Consider the following 14,694-nt stretch of genomic DNA (forward strand, 5'->3'; position numbering starts at 1 on the left):
ATGAAAAAGTATTTTTTACTATTATTCGCAGGAATCTCATTTTCCTCATTACAAGCACAAGAAACCACTCCTGATGATGCGATTCGTTTGGCTGTTGATAATCTGACCGGAACAGCCCGATTCCGATCTATGAGCGGTGCTTTTGGTTCCTTAGGTGGCGATTTATCTGCAATCAATGTAAATCCGGCAGGTTCTATATTTTTCAACAATAACTTTGCTACCATAACCGGTTCGGTATACAATGCTAAAAACATATCTCGTTATTTTGGCACTTCAACCAATGACAACGACAACACTTTAGATATCAATCAAATCGGGGCCGTTTTCATCTTTAAAGAATCCGGTAATAGCAAAAGTGGTTGGAATAAAATTGCCATTGGAATAAATTATGAAAACACAAACAACTTAAACAATAGTGTTTTCTCTGCCGGAACCAATCCTTACAATTCAATTGGAAATTATTTTGTTAACATAGCACAAGGTATTCCAACAGGCGTTTTAACGGATTTGAACTTCTACGAATTAAACTTCTACGAACAACAAGCCTATTTGGGATACGACACTTATATTTTTGAACCGTACATTAACACTCCTAACAACACTTCATACTTCACCAATATCCCAACCGGTGGTAATTACTATCACGAAAACCAAGTATTGACTACCGGATACAACGGAAAACTAACCGGTAATTTTTCTGCAGCTTACAAAGACAAAATTTTTATCGGAGGAAGCTTAAATTACCACTTTGTGAATATTGATAAAATATTTTCGGTTTATGAAAGCAACAACAATCCTGTTTACGATACCGGATCAACCATTTCAGAAATTCTATTTGAAAACAGATTATGGACAGTCGGCAATGGGTTTTCTTTCAACTTGGGAGCTATCGTTAAACCTATAGAAAGTGTTAGAGTTGGTTTTGCCTATGAATCGCCAACTTGGTTTCGTTTAACTGATGAGTTACAGCAAGGTGTTAGTACCAGAAGTTTGAATAACCAAGACGGTAATGAGTTTCCGTTTTCTTACAAAAATTCAGTAGTTTATTTGCCATACAACATTCAAACTCCTGGTAAATGGACCGGAAGTTTATCTTATATTTTTGGTAAAAAAGGACTTATCAGTGCTGATGTTTCCACTAAAAATTACAGTGCATTGCGATTCAAACCAAAAAACGACCCGGGGTTTACAGGCTTGAATAATTTCATGAACAACGCTCTAGACAATGCCATTGAAGTGAGAATTGGCGCGGAATACCGCATCAAACAAGTGAGTTTAAGAGCCGGATATCGCTTTGAAGAAAGTCCGTATAAAGTAGACCAAGCTTTTGGTGATCTAACCGGATATAGCGGCGGAATAGGATACAACTTTGGAGAAAGCCGAATTGATTTAGCCTATGCTTACGATCACAGAAACAGAAATCAAGTCTTAATCTCTTCAGGAATGACAGACCCTGCCAGAATTAGCCGATACAATAATACCATTACTTTCAGCTACTCGGTAAACTTTTAAAAATATACCATTTAACCGTAAGCCATCCTTTTGTGATGGCTTTTTTTATTTCTTAGCGGCAAACTAATTAGAAATAAAAGCTTAATTTTGCACGCTTTCCCAATAATCGGAATTAAATCTATGAGAACGAAGTCTTTAAAAAAAAATAAGATAAATGTCATTACCTTGGGTTGCTCCAAAAACACTTACGACAGTGAAGTATTAATGGGCCAACTGAAAGCTAATGGCAAAGAGGTTGTTCACGAACAAGAAGGTAATATCGTGGTGATCAACACCTGCGGTTTTATTGACAATGCTAAAGCAGAATCGGTAAATACCATTTTAGAGTACGCCGATAAAAAAGAAAAAGGTTTGGTTGACAAAGTTTTTGTAACCGGCTGTTTGTCGGAAAGATACCGTCCGGATTTAGAGAAAGAAATTCCTAACGTAGACCAATACTTCGGCACTACCGAATTACCTCTTTTACTAAAAGCTTTAGGTGCCGATTACAAACACGAACTTTTGGGAGAACGATTGACTACTACTCCAAAAAATTACGCTTATCTAAAAATTGCCGAAGGTTGTGACCGACCTTGCAGTTTTTGTGCCATTCCAATTATGCGTGGCAAACATGTTTCGCAACCCATTGAAAAATTGGTAAGAGAAGCCGAAGGTTTAGCCAAAAACGGCGTAAAAGAACTGATACTGATTGCTCAAGATTTAACTTACTACGGACTGGATTTATACCAAAAAAGAAATTTAGCTGAATTACTGGAAAACTTAGTCAAAGTAGAAGGTATTGAATGGATTCGTTTGCATTACGCCTTCCCTACCGGTTTTCCAATGGACGTTTTAGAGTTGATGAAACGCGAACCTAAAATTTGCAATTACATTGATATTCCGTTGCAACACATTTCGGATCCAATTTTAAAATCGATGCGTCGCGGTACAACTAAAGCCAAAACCACTCAGTTGCTAAATGATTTTAGAGCAGCAGTACCGGGCATGGCTATTCGTACCACGCTAATTGTAGGTTATCCAGGAGAAACGCAAGAAGACTTTGAAACTTTAAGAGATTGGGTTCAGGAGATGAAATTTGAAAGATTGGGATGCTTTACCTATTCTCATGAGGAAAATACACATGCTTATTTATTAGAGGACAATGTTCCTGAAGAAGTAAAACAAGCTCGTGCCGCTGAAATCATGGACTTACAATCGCAAATTTCCTGGGATTTGAATCAGGAAAAAATCGGACAGACTTTCAAATGCATTATCGATAGAAAAGAAGGGCAATATTTTGTAGGCAGAACCGAATTTGACAGTCCGGATGTAGACAATGAAGTATTGGTAGACGCTTCAAAATTCTATTTAAAAACCGGAGATTTTGCCAACATCAAAATTATTGATGCTACCGAATTTGATTTGTACGGCGAACCAGCTTAATAGCTCAGACTCAGCGTAGCTACTATAAAATTTTTACCGAATATTTCCGTGTTTTTGGTAGCACCGTTGTGGATGTAAGTCAAAGACAAAGGCATGTTTATATTACTTCCTATTGCTATGTCCTTTGATATGTCTAAGCTTAAATTAACCCAAGAAACCTTATCATAATCTGCATAAGTATAATAGGCCGCTTTGTTATTGAGTACCGCTCCAACATACGGCGATACTGTTATATCCTGAAGAAACTTCGGCGAAGAGTTTTCAAAAAAAGTAAAGGTGTAGCCCAACTCAAGATAAGTGGTGAAATTTCGTTTCGGCTTTTCACCATTGCTATTGTAACGATAGTCATTACCCTGCACCAATGTACTGATAGTTGCATTAAAAGGATATTGATAGCCTTCCGAAAAATCAAAATACAAAATAGCATCTACCGTTTTGGAGCCATTAGTTCCATAGTTGAAATAACTGTTGTCAACCCCTTCAACCTTACTAACCGAAGGCCAATAATAATCCCATAACTGAAACTGTAAAAAATCGGTTAACTGATAATACAAATAGAAATCAATTTCCTGATAACCTTTGTAGGCTGAAACACCATCCGGATAAAAATAATCACTTTTAAAATTTGTGGTTGCCCAAAAACCTAAAGTCAATTTTGAAGTAGCGGCATACTCTATCGAAGGCTGTACTGCAACATAATTGCCTCCCCAACATTGGCCACGCCATAAGTATCGACTGGTAATATCTAAATTTAAAGACAATCTTTTCTCCACTGGTACACTCATAGTATCTGACACTTTTTCTTGGGAGTATGCCGGTCGAAAAAGCGCACAAAAAGCTACCAAAAAAACTGTTTCTTTAAACGCCACTTTTGTGATTATAATCCAGATAAAGATCTATTAATTCAAACAAACGCTCCCTATTTAGAGGCTTAGTAATATAATCCGTGAAACCGGCTCTTTCAATCTTAGCCTTATCTTCAGATGAGGAATAGGCTGTTTGAGCAATAATCGGAAGATTAGGCCTTATGGGTTGAATTTGCTCTATGGCTTGGAATCCATCCAATATTGGCATTTTAATATCCATCAACACCAGATCAATATTGGGATTGCTCAAACAAATTTCGACAGCTTGCTGACCATTAATCGCCCTAATGATTTCATAATTTTTATGTTGCATCATTTTTTGAAACAGTAAATAATTGATATTGTCATCTTCGGCAATCAAAATAATCTTTCTCTCTGATTTAACCGAATCTCCATCAGCTACCGGACGTACTGTTATTGGCTCTACTTTGGCATATTGTAGCGGTATGGAAAAATAAAACGTAGAACCTTCACCCACTTTAGAAGTTAATGTAATGTTTCCTCCCAATAGTTCAACATAAGCTTTGGAAATAGCCAATCCTAAACCTAAACCACCAACTTTAATAGAAACATCACTATCGACTCTCTTGAATCGGTCAAAAATATTTTGGTGTTCCTCTTCATCAATCCCTAAACCGGTATCTCTAACTGTAAAATTAATTAATTTATTTTGCTCATCAATTTCATAGCCAAAAGTAACCATACCTTCATCGGTAAACTTAATAGCGTTGGTCACAAGATTAATGATGATTTGCTTTAATTTAATATCATCAGTTATGATATTAAACTCGGCCGGCTGTGACGTTTTAATCAAGATAAATTCGATGTCCTTATTTTGAATGGTTACCTTAATGGTTTCGTACAGCTCATTCATACAAGACTCGAGATTGACATGGGTATAATTCGGAATAATTTGATTTGAATCAATTTTAGACATTTCAATCAAATCATCGATAATAGACACCAAATTCTTCCCGCTTTTTTCAATAACTGTAAGGTATTCCAAATTCTCTGTTTCGGTGATATCCGTATTTAAAATCAAATCGGTAAATCCGTTGATGGCGTTCATTGGAGTGCGAATCTCATGAGATAAATTGGCTAAAAAAGACGATTTTAAACGATCGCTTTCTTCTGCCTTAATCTTAGCGGTGATTAATTCTATCTTTTGGTTGTTATTCTCCTCGAATAAATTACCGATGTAACTAAACTCACCATTGGTTTCTTTGAGTAGTTTAATGGCTTTCTTATTCCCCGTTTCCAAAACTCTTCTAACCAAATACAAAGGGTAATATACAAACTTTCGCGTGTAATATAAGTTGAGTAATAAAATCAGAAAAAAAGCAATTACAATTAAATACAATAATCGAATAGTATTCTCAAAATACACCTCAAAATTTCTTTCAAAAATTAACTTCGCAATAGTATTCCCTGAAAAATCTTTTAATTCAAACATAGAATCAATCGTTTCTTTTTCAGGTTTCAAAGTAAAATTGGCTGCTACTAATTTAATTTTGGAGTTAGTGATGTTTTGCAAATTTTCCAAAAACTCTCTGTCCATTAAACGAACCACAAAAAAATAACCTGAAGTAGGCGTTTTATTTTTCAAAGGATCGTCTGAGGCATGAATAGCGGCACCGGTAACCTCAGCTATACCTTCAGGAATTCTTAAATAAAATTTTTTAATTCCATCTTGCTTTACTGATGTCATTGCAGCCACGGGGATAAAGTCGAGTGCTTTGATAGCCGGTGTTGGTGTTCTGGTGATAAACTTTTTTTGTGCATCGTAAACTCCCAAATATTCAGCATCGTAAATCTCCAGTTCGTTTCCGATAGTTTCGTCAAACCACTTCTGGTCTTTGGTTTTTATAAAATCTACAAACTCATCCCAATTGGTGTCATTGTTAATGGCCACCAAGATGGGCTTAGATTCTAAGTCGAGTAGCTTTTGGACTTCATTATCAAAATGCTCTATAGAATCCTTATATACTTGTTGCTCTGCTTTTTTAGTGTAATAAAACAAAGCAAGATATAATAGGATAAAAAATATACTCGAGGAAAAAATCAGCCAAAGTATCTTAGGAAAGTTCTTTTTAATTATCATCTTACTCCAGTGCTCTACCTTTAAATAATCAATTAAAAGTATAGAAAATTTTGTGAACTTTGACTCATCTCCAAAAATATTAACGCCGTAAAAATCGAATTCACTATAGAAGCAACAAACCGTATGCTCTGAGAGAGGACATCGATTTGGAAAACCAAAACAACTCAAAATCATCAAACTTTTTTTCAAAATCGGCTTTTAATTCTGTTAAAGTCATTGTTTTATTTTGACAAACAGCCAGTTGAGAAAGTATCTCTAAAAGCCACTGACCGTGATTAAAATCGAAATTGAGTGAGAAAGTATCTTGTTTATCGAAAAAACTCAGCTTTATCATTTCCCAAGACTTTCCTTTTTTAGACCTGCTAAACTTTTCAGCAATAGGTTGAACTCCCAACCAAAGTACTTTCGCATTTGGTTTGAAAGCAAGACTTTCTTCTTCTTCCAAACAACTTATAATAAAATCGGGTGCTATGGTAGTCTTAGGAATTTTGAAGTCGAACCATTCTTGCAAATCATATTCAAAACAAATTCCGTGCATATAATTGAATAGTGATTTCTTCAAGCCAAAACTAAACTTGTCATGATTGATACCTGTTATATCTTTAAACTGAATATCATTATTAGCAAAGGTGATGGCATTAATTTGCGGAATCACGCCATAATCTTCCGGATTCATACCTACCGGACTGTGCGCCGTCATAGCAAACTGATGCCAAAATCCGGATTGCAAAACCCCAACTTCAAACAGCTGTCGCACCATTTCCAAGCTATCAATCGTTTCCTGTACTGTTTGCGTAGGATAACCATACATCAAGTAGGCGTGCACCATAATGTTGCTTTCGGTAAAGTTTCGGGTCACTTGGGCTACTTGTGCTACGGTAACTCCTTTTTTAATTAATTGCAACAAACGATCAGAAGCTACTTCCAACCCTCCGGAAACCGCTATACAACCGGAAGCTTTGAGCAAATAACACAAATCTCGAGTAAAACTTTTTTCAAATCGAATGTTGGTCCACCAAGTTACTGTAAGTTTTCGACGCAGAATTTCCAATGCCAACTCACGCATCAAAGCCGGTGGTGCTGCTTCATCAACAAAATGAAAGCCGGTTTCTCCGGTTTGGGTTATCATTTGCTCCATTCTGTCCACCAATAGCTTAGCCGCTATAGGCTCGTAAACCTTGATGTAATCCAATGAAATATCACAAAACGTACACTTTCCCCAATAGCAACCGTGAGCCATGGTGAGCTTATTCCACCGACCATCGCTCCACAAACTGTGCATAGGATTGGCGATTTCTATGACTGAAATGTATTGGTCTAATAACAAATCTGAATAATCAGGTGTACCGGTTTGACTTTGTTTGTAATCGGATTTGGTGGAATTATTTCGGTAAACTACCGAATCATTCTCTAGAAGAAAAGTTCTTTTAAACTCGACGGCACCGGGATTGGAAATGTTGGCGTAAAGCAACTCTATCGGCAATTCACCATCGTCTAAAGTAATGAAATCGAAGAATTCAAAAACGCGATGGTCTTTTAATTCCCGTAACTCTGTATTGGGGAAACCGCCACCCATAGCAACTTTCATCTCAGGATGATTCTTTTTGATAAACTGAGCACATCGAAAAGCACTGTACAAATTCCCAGGAAACGGCACAGAAAAACAAACCAACTTCGGTTGAACCGTGTGGAGTTTTTCAGCTAAAATTTGAATAGTGATTTGATCAATGTAAGTCGGCTCACTTTGAAGACAATCATACAACTCATCAAAAGAATTGGCACTTCTGCCCAAACGTTCGGCATAGCGACTGAACCCGAAATTTTCATCGACACATTCTACGATAAAATCGGATAAATCTTCGAGGTATAAAGTGGCCAAATGTTTAGCTTTGTCTTGCATACCCATCGAACCGAAAGCCCATTCCAAATCGTCCAACTGCTCAAATCGGGACGCTTGCGGCAAGAAGTTACCACTGCAAATTTGTCGGGCTAGGGTTTGATTTTTCCCTTGCAGAAAAGCCATGACCGCTTCTATGGTTCGGATATAATCGTCTTGTAAAGCGAAAATTCTTTGTGAATTAAAATGCTCCGGGTGAGCGCTGTCTTGAAACAATTGTATCAGACCTTGTTTGGAAAAAATGGCTAAAATAACTTCAATCCCTAAATCGGATTGAAAGGCTGAGATACCTTTGGTATTCAAAAACCCTTTCAAATAGGCCGTTGCCGGATAAGGAGTATTGAGTTGGGTAAACGGCGGCGTTATGAGTAATAGGTCTTTCATTTGATGTAAAACAACAAACAAAAGTACTCATTATTGTCCGGCTTTTTTGCGCTCAGCGATATATTGGTTCAATTTTTTACCGTAAAGGGATTTGGCTACTTTAGGTGACATCGATTTTTGAATGGTATCCAAAAACTTCAAGTTGATATCATAAATCTCTGCTAAAGCTACGTAAGGTGCCACTTCATGATCACCGTTATTTACGGCAAAATTAGTAGTGTATAAGTATTTGCGCTTAATTATATTTTTCTGTTGCTCCTCAATTTTGGCTACTTCATCCAATTTAGAGGCCTTGAAAGCCTTAAATTTCTTTTCAATCAAAACCAAATCCTGATCGATATAGCGCGACATTACTTTGCGGTATTCATCGTACAACGCTTGGTTTTTAGAACCTGATATTTTAGCATCAGCCGTAAAAAAATCCAATGAAGTTTCTAGAGTCATTACGCCCTTTTCGGCAAAAAAAGGAATATTATTATCCACCGAATTGGTCACACCTCGGTCTAAAAACAAATAAAGCATTTCGGGAGATTCCAAATCAAATTCACTCACAAAATGAGCATCACCATCAATTTTAATAGTATCTATCGGCACTAAAGTCGTGTCTTTGATTCGTTGAATATACAGTGTCCCGCTTTTCAAACCTTTGATATGGCCATTCAGAACAAAATCTTTATCTGATTTTTTCTCAGCACAAGAAACCAAAACAATAAGGGCTAATAACGATAAAAGTGATTTTCGCATTTTTGATGTTTAAAATTGAATATCGAGAAGATATCAAGTTGATAGTAAATTTAGCTTTCCAACAAATGTTAGAAATTTTGGCAATAATACTAAAAAAATCCTCAATCTGATGCACAAATTGAGGATTTGAATTTTTATAAAAAAGCGGAACGGTTATCCTTTCAACCAAGCTTTATTCAAGGCTTCTTTGGAAGTATCCGAAAAACCATAGCCTTCAGTTTCTTCCATAGACAAGTTCACCTTTCCGTTGATGGTTTGCTCCTTACCGTCTCTTCTGATTTTAATGCTGATAGAATCGCCTACTTTCCAGTTCTGACTCTCCATAATCATGTCGTAAATCGTATCTAAATTGTAATTAGTATTATTGATGGCTAAAATAACATCGCCTCCTTTTAACCCTAAATTCGTCATAAAGTCGTTCAAAACCGGACTGGAAATCACCATTATTTCTTTGGTTTTACCATCCACTGTAATGTAAGGTGTGGATTGATCTTTCAAAAACGGATTCATCGGTACAGCCACTTTAACTTTAGCCACTCCTACTTTAGCAAAATACTCATCGTACGGAATGGGTGTTGTTCCGGCCACATGTGTCGCTAAAAATTGTCCGACTTCTGGATAGGTATACTGTGTAATTTTGGCAAACAATTCGTCATCATCAAAAGGCTTCGAGGCACCATACTCTTTAGACAATTTTTGCATCAAATCTAAGATACCGCGAGCACCATTGCTCTTTTCTCTGATGATAATATCAATACACATTCCAATCAAAGCGCCTTTTTCGTATACATTTAAGTACTGATCTTTATAGGGCGCCACCAATACATTACTACTCATTTCCGTAAAAGACATAGTATCGTTCATGGTAGCAGCATTGTTGATTTTACCCAACATTCTTTGGTAGAACTCATCGGCTTCAATCAACCCTTGATTCACTTGGAATAAATTGGCAAAATATTCGGTAACACCTTCATACAACCATAAGTGCTTAGACATCTTAGGGTTGTTGTAATCAAAATAGTGAATTTCTTTGGAATGAATGCAAAGCGGTGTTACAATATGAAAGAACTCGTGTGACACTACATCTTTAATTTGTTCGCCCAAAGCACCGGCCGGCATCATTTCAGGAAAAACCACCGTGGTAGAAGTATGATGCTCTAAAGCTCCGAATCCTTTGGCATCAGGCTTTTGCATATCGGACAAATATAGCAATACGGTGTATTTTTTATTGTCGTTAATCGCACCCATAAATGCTTTTTGAGCACGCATGGTTTTTTCTAAATCCGGTAAAAGTGATTGGGCCGAATGCACTCCGTTAGGTGAATAAACGCTGAACAAAATCTCCATTCCCTCCACATTGATAGTAACATAATCCGGTTTAGCATACATGATAGGATTATCGGTTAAATCGAAATATCTGCTTACATTAAAAGTATCAACAGTGTCGCTTTTATCAGAATCTACTAAAGAAGTCGCTCCGAAAAGATTGGCCGGATGCTTGATAGTCAAACTATAAGGAATATCTAATTTCCCTTTAAAATAACCTACAAATCCGTGGTTGTTCAACATGAAATTTTTGCCTTCGTCGATGTTAGTCCCGGCCGGAGAGAAAATTTCGTCTTTCCCAAAGCCTCTTCCCGTTTCAGTATCGTAAGTATCATTAACCCAATAGGTAATTTTAGATAAGGTTTTAGCATTGGCAATTTGCCATGAATTGTCGTCTGTTTTGGTAACTGTCAATTCTTTTCCGCTCTTGTCAAACGCTTTGAAATCTTCAATTAATTTACCGTAGTTGTCGGCCGAGTAAGTACCGGGAACCGTTTTGGGAATGTGAAAAACAACTTCTGAAGTAGTCATAGTTGGCGGTGTAACGGTCACCATTACTTTGTCGTTTTTTACTTGATTTAAGTCGATAACCACTATAACCGGCTGACTAGAAGCAGTTGCTTTTTTTTGGGCAAATACTGTAAAACTGAACATGGAAAAGGCCAAAACAGCCGTCAACAATACTTTTTTCATGATAGAAAATTTTATTTTTGGAATATGTCACCAAATGTAAACAATAGTTACAATCGATTTTAACAATTTTAGGATTGATTAACTAAAAAACGATTAACGCTTGGAGATTTTATTGTGCGTAATTTGTCTTTGAAGCGCGCATTTAAATCGGTCGATGCCGGAAACTCTTAACTTGGCATGCTTGGTACTTCTGCCCTGCACTCTTTGACGCCACATTTTAAAACTTGAAGGTTTCATTTCACGACGCATGATTTCGATGGTTTCTTGTTCGGATATACCAAATTGAAACTTGATGGCTTCAAAGGGAGTTCTGTCTTCCCAGGCCATTTCTATAATTCTGTCTATCTGATCAGTCGTGAAAGTAGCGGATTTCATAGGAACAAAAATCGCGATTAAATAAAAAACTCTTGTTGAACAAGAGTTAAAGTTTAATCAAATTTATTTTTGATGTAGTATTTGCTGTCTAAATCGTCGTCAAAATCATCAATAATAGGTTTAGGCTTGGGTTTGCTTCCGACAGCTTTTTTTTTCCAAAGCTCAAAATTATCTTTCGACAATCTTTTGCGCATTAATTCCGTTACTTCGTTTTCGGTTAACCCGAACTCCTCCTTAATCACTTCAAAAGGTTTGCGCTCCTCTTGAGCCATACTGACAACTCTTTCAATCATTTCGCTGTCAAATTCTGCAAGCTTACTTTTTTTCATTTCTGTAAAAGCATTAATAGATAAGATTTCAACTGACTAATTGTATTTCAATATTACTAAAAAAATTAATTAGTTGCTATTGGCACTACTATTTTTTTATGCTTGGTCCTGAGGGGAACGGTATTTTTGGAAAGGAATATACAATAAATTTTTCAAATCGTTGTGCTCTTCGACTTGCATGTGTGTGTCTACTCCGTAAACCAATTGTTCACGATCTAAATAACTGAATGTGCCGAAAATGCGATCCCAAATCGAAAAAATGTTCCCGTAATTACTATCGGTGTATGGCAATTTATAGTGATGGTGTACTTTGTGCATATCGGGAGAAACCAATACGAAACTCATTATTTTATCGATTTGCTTCGGCAAGGCAATATTTGCATGGGTGAATTGGGTAGCAACCACTGATAACGTTTGATACAAAAACACCATCCACATCGGACTGCCAACCAACAACACGCCTAAGGTGGTAAATACAAATCGAATAACGCTTTCACCGGGATGATGACGATTACCGGTAGTCGTATCAATCCAAGTATCGGTATGATGAATGAGATGGAAACGCCACAAGAATTTAACTTTATGCTCCACAAAATGTGCCAAGTAAGCGCCAATAAAATCCAACAATAATAAACCCGCTATGGCATACAGCCAAGGATTCATTTCGGGTAACCAATTAAGTAAACCAAAATTGTGGTCCACTGTCCATTGCGCGGTACTGATTAATATAAAAGCCAAACAAAAATTGACTACTATGGTTGTTAATGTAAAAAAGATATTAATGCCCGCATGTTGCCATTTGTTATACTTGAATTTTACAAAAGGAACTGCACTCTCAATCAACCAAAACAAAGCAATACCACCGGCCAAAATCAAAGCCCTGTGCGAGGAAGGAATGGTGGAAAAATAATCGATTATTTCATTCATAACGGTATTTTTTTATCAAATATACCAAAATCCGGAATTATTTGATCTCTCGAAAAGTGAGATTGATTCTCGGACCGATATGTTTGGTAGTTTTCGGAATTTGATGTTTCCAGAAGTGCTGCGTTGTTCCTTTAATCAACAACAAACTGCCGTGTTCTAAAGTAATTTTAAGTTTTTGTTCTTTGATAGTATTGTGTTGCAAATGAAAGGCGCGTTCTGCTCCGAAACTTACTGAGGCAATCACAGGATTTCGGCCCAATTCCTTTTCGTTGTCGGCATGCCAACCATTGCTGTCTTTCCCGTCTCGATAATAATTGAGTAGAACGGTGGTAAAAAGTGTTTCGCAAACGGATTCCACTTCCTCTTTAACAAACACCAAAAGTGGCGTCCATGGGTGCGGTTGCATTACTATATTTGAATAAGAATAAGGTTTGCCTTCATTACCGAAGAGTGCTGTCAGTCGGGGTTGCGGATGCGTTTTACCGTAAACCGTGATGGAATCCTGTTGCCACGGAATTTCGCTCTTCAAACGTTCAAAAAGCGCATTGGCTTTTACCAAGTCGAAGAAATTCGGGTAATATTCAATCTCGGCATCGGGCAGATTAAAGCTGATTTTCTCAGTCGAAAAAAGTGCATTCATATCACAAAAATAGTGAACTTTTAATTCCGATTAAGACAAAAAGATTTACTTCTTCTTTAAACTAACGTTCATCATTACGATGGCCAAAATAATCAAAATGATTCCTATCCACTGAGAAAAAACGACAGTTTCATTAAGCAACACATATGCCATCATCACCGATACCGGCAATTCTAAAGCAGATACGATACTTCCCAAACCAATTCCGGTTAGGGGAAAACCGGCATTCAACAACATCGGTGGAATTACGGTCCCGAATAACGCAATCAAAATACCCCATTTATAGAAAATATCAAAGTTGAAAGGTGTGTGTTGTGTGAATAAAGCAAAAAATAAAACCACCACTGCGCCACCCAACAACATATACAAACTTCGCTGCGCCGATGAAACTGATGTAGCTACTTTATTGGCCGCATACATGGTAGTGGTAAAGGAAGCTGCCGCCAGTAGGCCTAATACAATACCTCGCCAGTCGAGTTCAAATTCACCGGAGAATAATTTGGTAGCCAAAGCCGTTCCGAACAACACCACGAATACTGAAACAATTTTGATGTTCGAAGGCCTTTTCTTGTCCAAAACCATTTCTAAAACCACTCCCATCCAAACGGTTTGCATCAACAAAACGATTCCAATAGAAACCGGGATGTACTTCACCGCCAAATAATAAAAAATACTGGTCAATCCGGTTGATGTTCCTAAAATCAATAGCTTTTTGATATCAACCGCCGAAGCTTTTACCAAAGTATTTCCTTTGCGACTCTTTTGGACCATGTTAATCCCTAAAACCACTAAGATTCCAATTACAAATTGAGCCGTTATGACTTCTGCCGGTGTGTAGTGTAATCCTTGTGAACTTACATCCGCATAGGCCAATTTCACAAAAGTAGCCAACATTCCGTAACTGGTTGCACCAAGGCCAACTAAGAAAACACCTTTCAATACATTGTTTCCAAACATAATCTATTTTTTAAAAAGCCGACAAAGATAGAAAATCGGAATGGTTTTCAAAGGGGATATTGTAAAAACAAAAAACCATCACTAAATAGTGATGGTTTTCTTATTGAGCCGATAGAGGGACTCGAACCCACGACCTGCTGATTACAAATCAGCTGCTCTAGCCAGCTGAGCTACACCGGCGTCTCAATTGTGATGCAAATATATTTTTTGAATTTTAATTTCCAAAATATTTTTGCATTTTTTTATAGCTATAAAGCGTTGATTTTTTCAATCAATTGATTAGCAACTTGTTCTAATTCGGCATTGATTTGTTTGAAATGCGCTTTTTTGTTTTCAACGTTTTTAGCATTTACTTTAGAGATTAACGCGTCGAAAGAAGCGATGGCTTCGTCAATGATTGCATTTGTATTTTCAGAAGGTTTTCCGGTGGTTGTCATTTCGTAAATGTAAACCGCTTCAATGATATCTCCCAATACAAAATTGATGTCTTTCTTTAAATTCTTAACACTTGCCATTTTCTT

General features: G+C 37.0%; 13 protein-coding genes and 1 tRNA gene. 2 read left to right on the top strand and 12 right to left on the bottom strand.

The window, feature by feature from the left end:
• Both Q0M21_RS04035 and rimO read left to right on the top strand, forming a co-directional pair.
• Window positions 1–1,512 carry an OmpP1/FadL family transporter gene (locus tag Q0M21_RS04035; protein WP_295334946.1) on the top strand — a complete coding sequence of 504 codons (1,512 nt, stop codon included), beginning with the start codon at window positions 1–3 and terminating at the stop codon, window positions 1,510–1,512.
• 120 nt (window positions 1,513–1,632) lie between these two features.
• Window positions 1,633–2,934 (top strand): 30S ribosomal protein S12 methylthiotransferase RimO, encoded by a 1,302-nt coding sequence (gene rimO, locus Q0M21_RS04040; protein ID WP_295334948.1) that lies wholly within the window; start codon window positions 1,633–1,635, stop codon window positions 2,932–2,934.
• On the opposite strand, the gene Q0M21_RS04045 is transcribed toward rimO, so the two are convergent.
• The 12 genes from Q0M21_RS04045 to Q0M21_RS04100 form a co-directional block, all read right to left on the bottom strand.
• A complete protein-coding gene (locus Q0M21_RS04045; protein WP_295334950.1) occupies window positions 2,931–3,719 on the bottom strand; it encodes a hypothetical protein in 789 nt (262 codons plus the stop codon). The two genes, rimO and Q0M21_RS04045, sit on opposite strands and share 4 nt — an antisense overlap.
• Before the next feature lie 73 nt (window positions 3,720–3,792).
• Entirely contained in the window at window positions 3,793–5,820 is a 2,028-nt protein-coding gene (locus Q0M21_RS04050; protein WP_295334952.1) for an ATP-binding protein, read from the bottom strand.
• A 184-nt stretch (window positions 5,821–6,004) separates the two neighbouring features.
• Complete coding sequence (locus Q0M21_RS04055) at window positions 6,005–8,182, bottom strand: radical SAM protein (RefSeq protein WP_295334954.1); 2,178 nt, start codon at window positions 8,180–8,182, stop codon at window positions 6,005–6,007.
• A 30-nt stretch (window positions 8,183–8,212) separates the two neighbouring features.
• Window positions 8,213–8,926: a DUF4369 domain-containing protein gene (locus Q0M21_RS04060; RefSeq protein ID WP_295334956.1), complete on the bottom strand. Its 714-nt coding sequence runs from the start codon at window positions 8,924–8,926 to the stop codon at window positions 8,213–8,215.
• Window positions 8,927–9,079: 153 nt separating this feature from the next.
• A complete protein-coding gene (locus Q0M21_RS04065) occupies window positions 9,080–10,945 on the bottom strand; it encodes a peptidase M61 (protein WP_295334957.1) in 1,866 nt (621 codons plus the stop codon).
• A gap of 93 nt (window positions 10,946–11,038) precedes the next feature.
• Window positions 11,039–11,320, bottom strand: coding sequence for a TIGR03643 family protein (locus tag Q0M21_RS04070; RefSeq protein WP_295334958.1), 282 nt, complete (start codon window positions 11,318–11,320; stop codon window positions 11,039–11,041).
• Between the two features lie 53 nt (window positions 11,321–11,373).
• Complete coding sequence (locus tag Q0M21_RS04075) at window positions 11,374–11,649, bottom strand: TIGR03643 family protein (RefSeq protein ID WP_290874695.1); 276 nt, start codon at window positions 11,647–11,649, stop codon at window positions 11,374–11,376.
• 96 nt (window positions 11,650–11,745) lie between these two features.
• A complete protein-coding gene (locus Q0M21_RS04080; RefSeq protein WP_295334961.1) occupies window positions 11,746–12,576 on the bottom strand; it encodes a sterol desaturase family protein in 831 nt (276 codons plus the stop codon).
• Between the two features lie 37 nt (window positions 12,577–12,613).
• Window positions 12,614–13,216, bottom strand: a complete 603-nt coding sequence (locus Q0M21_RS04085) for an alpha-ketoglutarate-dependent dioxygenase AlkB (RefSeq protein ID WP_295334962.1) — start codon at window positions 13,214–13,216, stop codon at window positions 12,614–12,616.
• Between the two features lie 45 nt (window positions 13,217–13,261).
• Window positions 13,262–14,173, bottom strand: coding sequence for a DMT family transporter (locus Q0M21_RS04090; protein ID WP_295334963.1), 912 nt, complete (start codon window positions 14,171–14,173; stop codon window positions 13,262–13,264).
• Between the two features lie 106 nt (window positions 14,174–14,279).
• Window positions 14,280–14,353, bottom strand: a tRNA-Thr gene (locus tag Q0M21_RS04095).
• 68 nt (window positions 14,354–14,421) lie between these two features.
• Window positions 14,422–14,688: a hypothetical protein gene (locus tag Q0M21_RS04100; protein WP_295334965.1), complete on the bottom strand. Its 267-nt coding sequence runs from the start codon at window positions 14,686–14,688 to the stop codon at window positions 14,422–14,424.
• Between the last annotated feature and the right edge of the window lie 6 nt (window positions 14,689–14,694).

The organism is Flavobacterium sp., assembly GCF_024710485.1.
Classification (GTDB): Bacteria; Bacteroidota; Bacteroidia; order Flavobacteriales; family Flavobacteriaceae; genus Flavobacterium.

Coding starts and splice junctions, on each gene's coding strand:
- Q0M21_RS04065 (WP_295334957.1), bottom strand. CDS start 10,945: ATGAAAAAAGTATTGTTGACGGCTGTTTTGGCCTTTTCCATGTTCAGT.
- Q0M21_RS04080 (WP_295334961.1), bottom strand. CDS start 12,576: ATGAATGAAATAATCGATTATTTTTCCACCATTCCTTCCTCGCACAGG.
- Q0M21_RS04035 (WP_295334946.1), top strand. CDS start 1: ATGAAAAAGTATTTTTTACTATTATTCGCAGGAATCTCATTTTCCTCA.
- Q0M21_RS04060 (WP_295334956.1), bottom strand. CDS start 8,926: ATGCGAAAATCACTTTTATCGTTATTAGCCCTTATTGTTTTGGTTTCT.
- Q0M21_RS04045 (WP_295334950.1), bottom strand. CDS start 3,719: ATGAGTGTACCAGTGGAGAAAAGATTGTCTTTAAATTTAGATATTACC.
- Q0M21_RS04070 (WP_295334958.1), bottom strand. CDS start 11,320: ATGAAATCCGCTACTTTCACGACTGATCAGATAGACAGAATTATAGAA.
- Q0M21_RS04085 (WP_295334962.1), bottom strand. CDS start 13,216: ATGAATGCACTTTTTTCGACTGAGAAAATCAGCTTTAATCTGCCCGAT.
- Q0M21_RS04090 (WP_295334963.1), bottom strand. CDS start 14,173: ATGTTTGGAAACAATGTATTGAAAGGTGTTTTCTTAGTTGGCCTTGGT.
- Q0M21_RS04075 (WP_290874695.1), bottom strand. CDS start 11,649: ATGAAAAAAAGTAAGCTTGCAGAATTTGACAGCGAAATGATTGAAAGA.
- rimO (WP_295334948.1), top strand. CDS start 1,633: ATGAGAACGAAGTCTTTAAAAAAAAATAAGATAAATGTCATTACCTTG.
- Q0M21_RS04100 (WP_295334965.1), bottom strand. CDS start 14,688: ATGGCAAGTGTTAAGAATTTAAAGAAAGACATCAATTTTGTATTGGGA.
- Q0M21_RS04055 (WP_295334954.1), bottom strand. CDS start 8,182: ATGAAAGACCTATTACTCATAACGCCGCCGTTTACCCAACTCAATACT.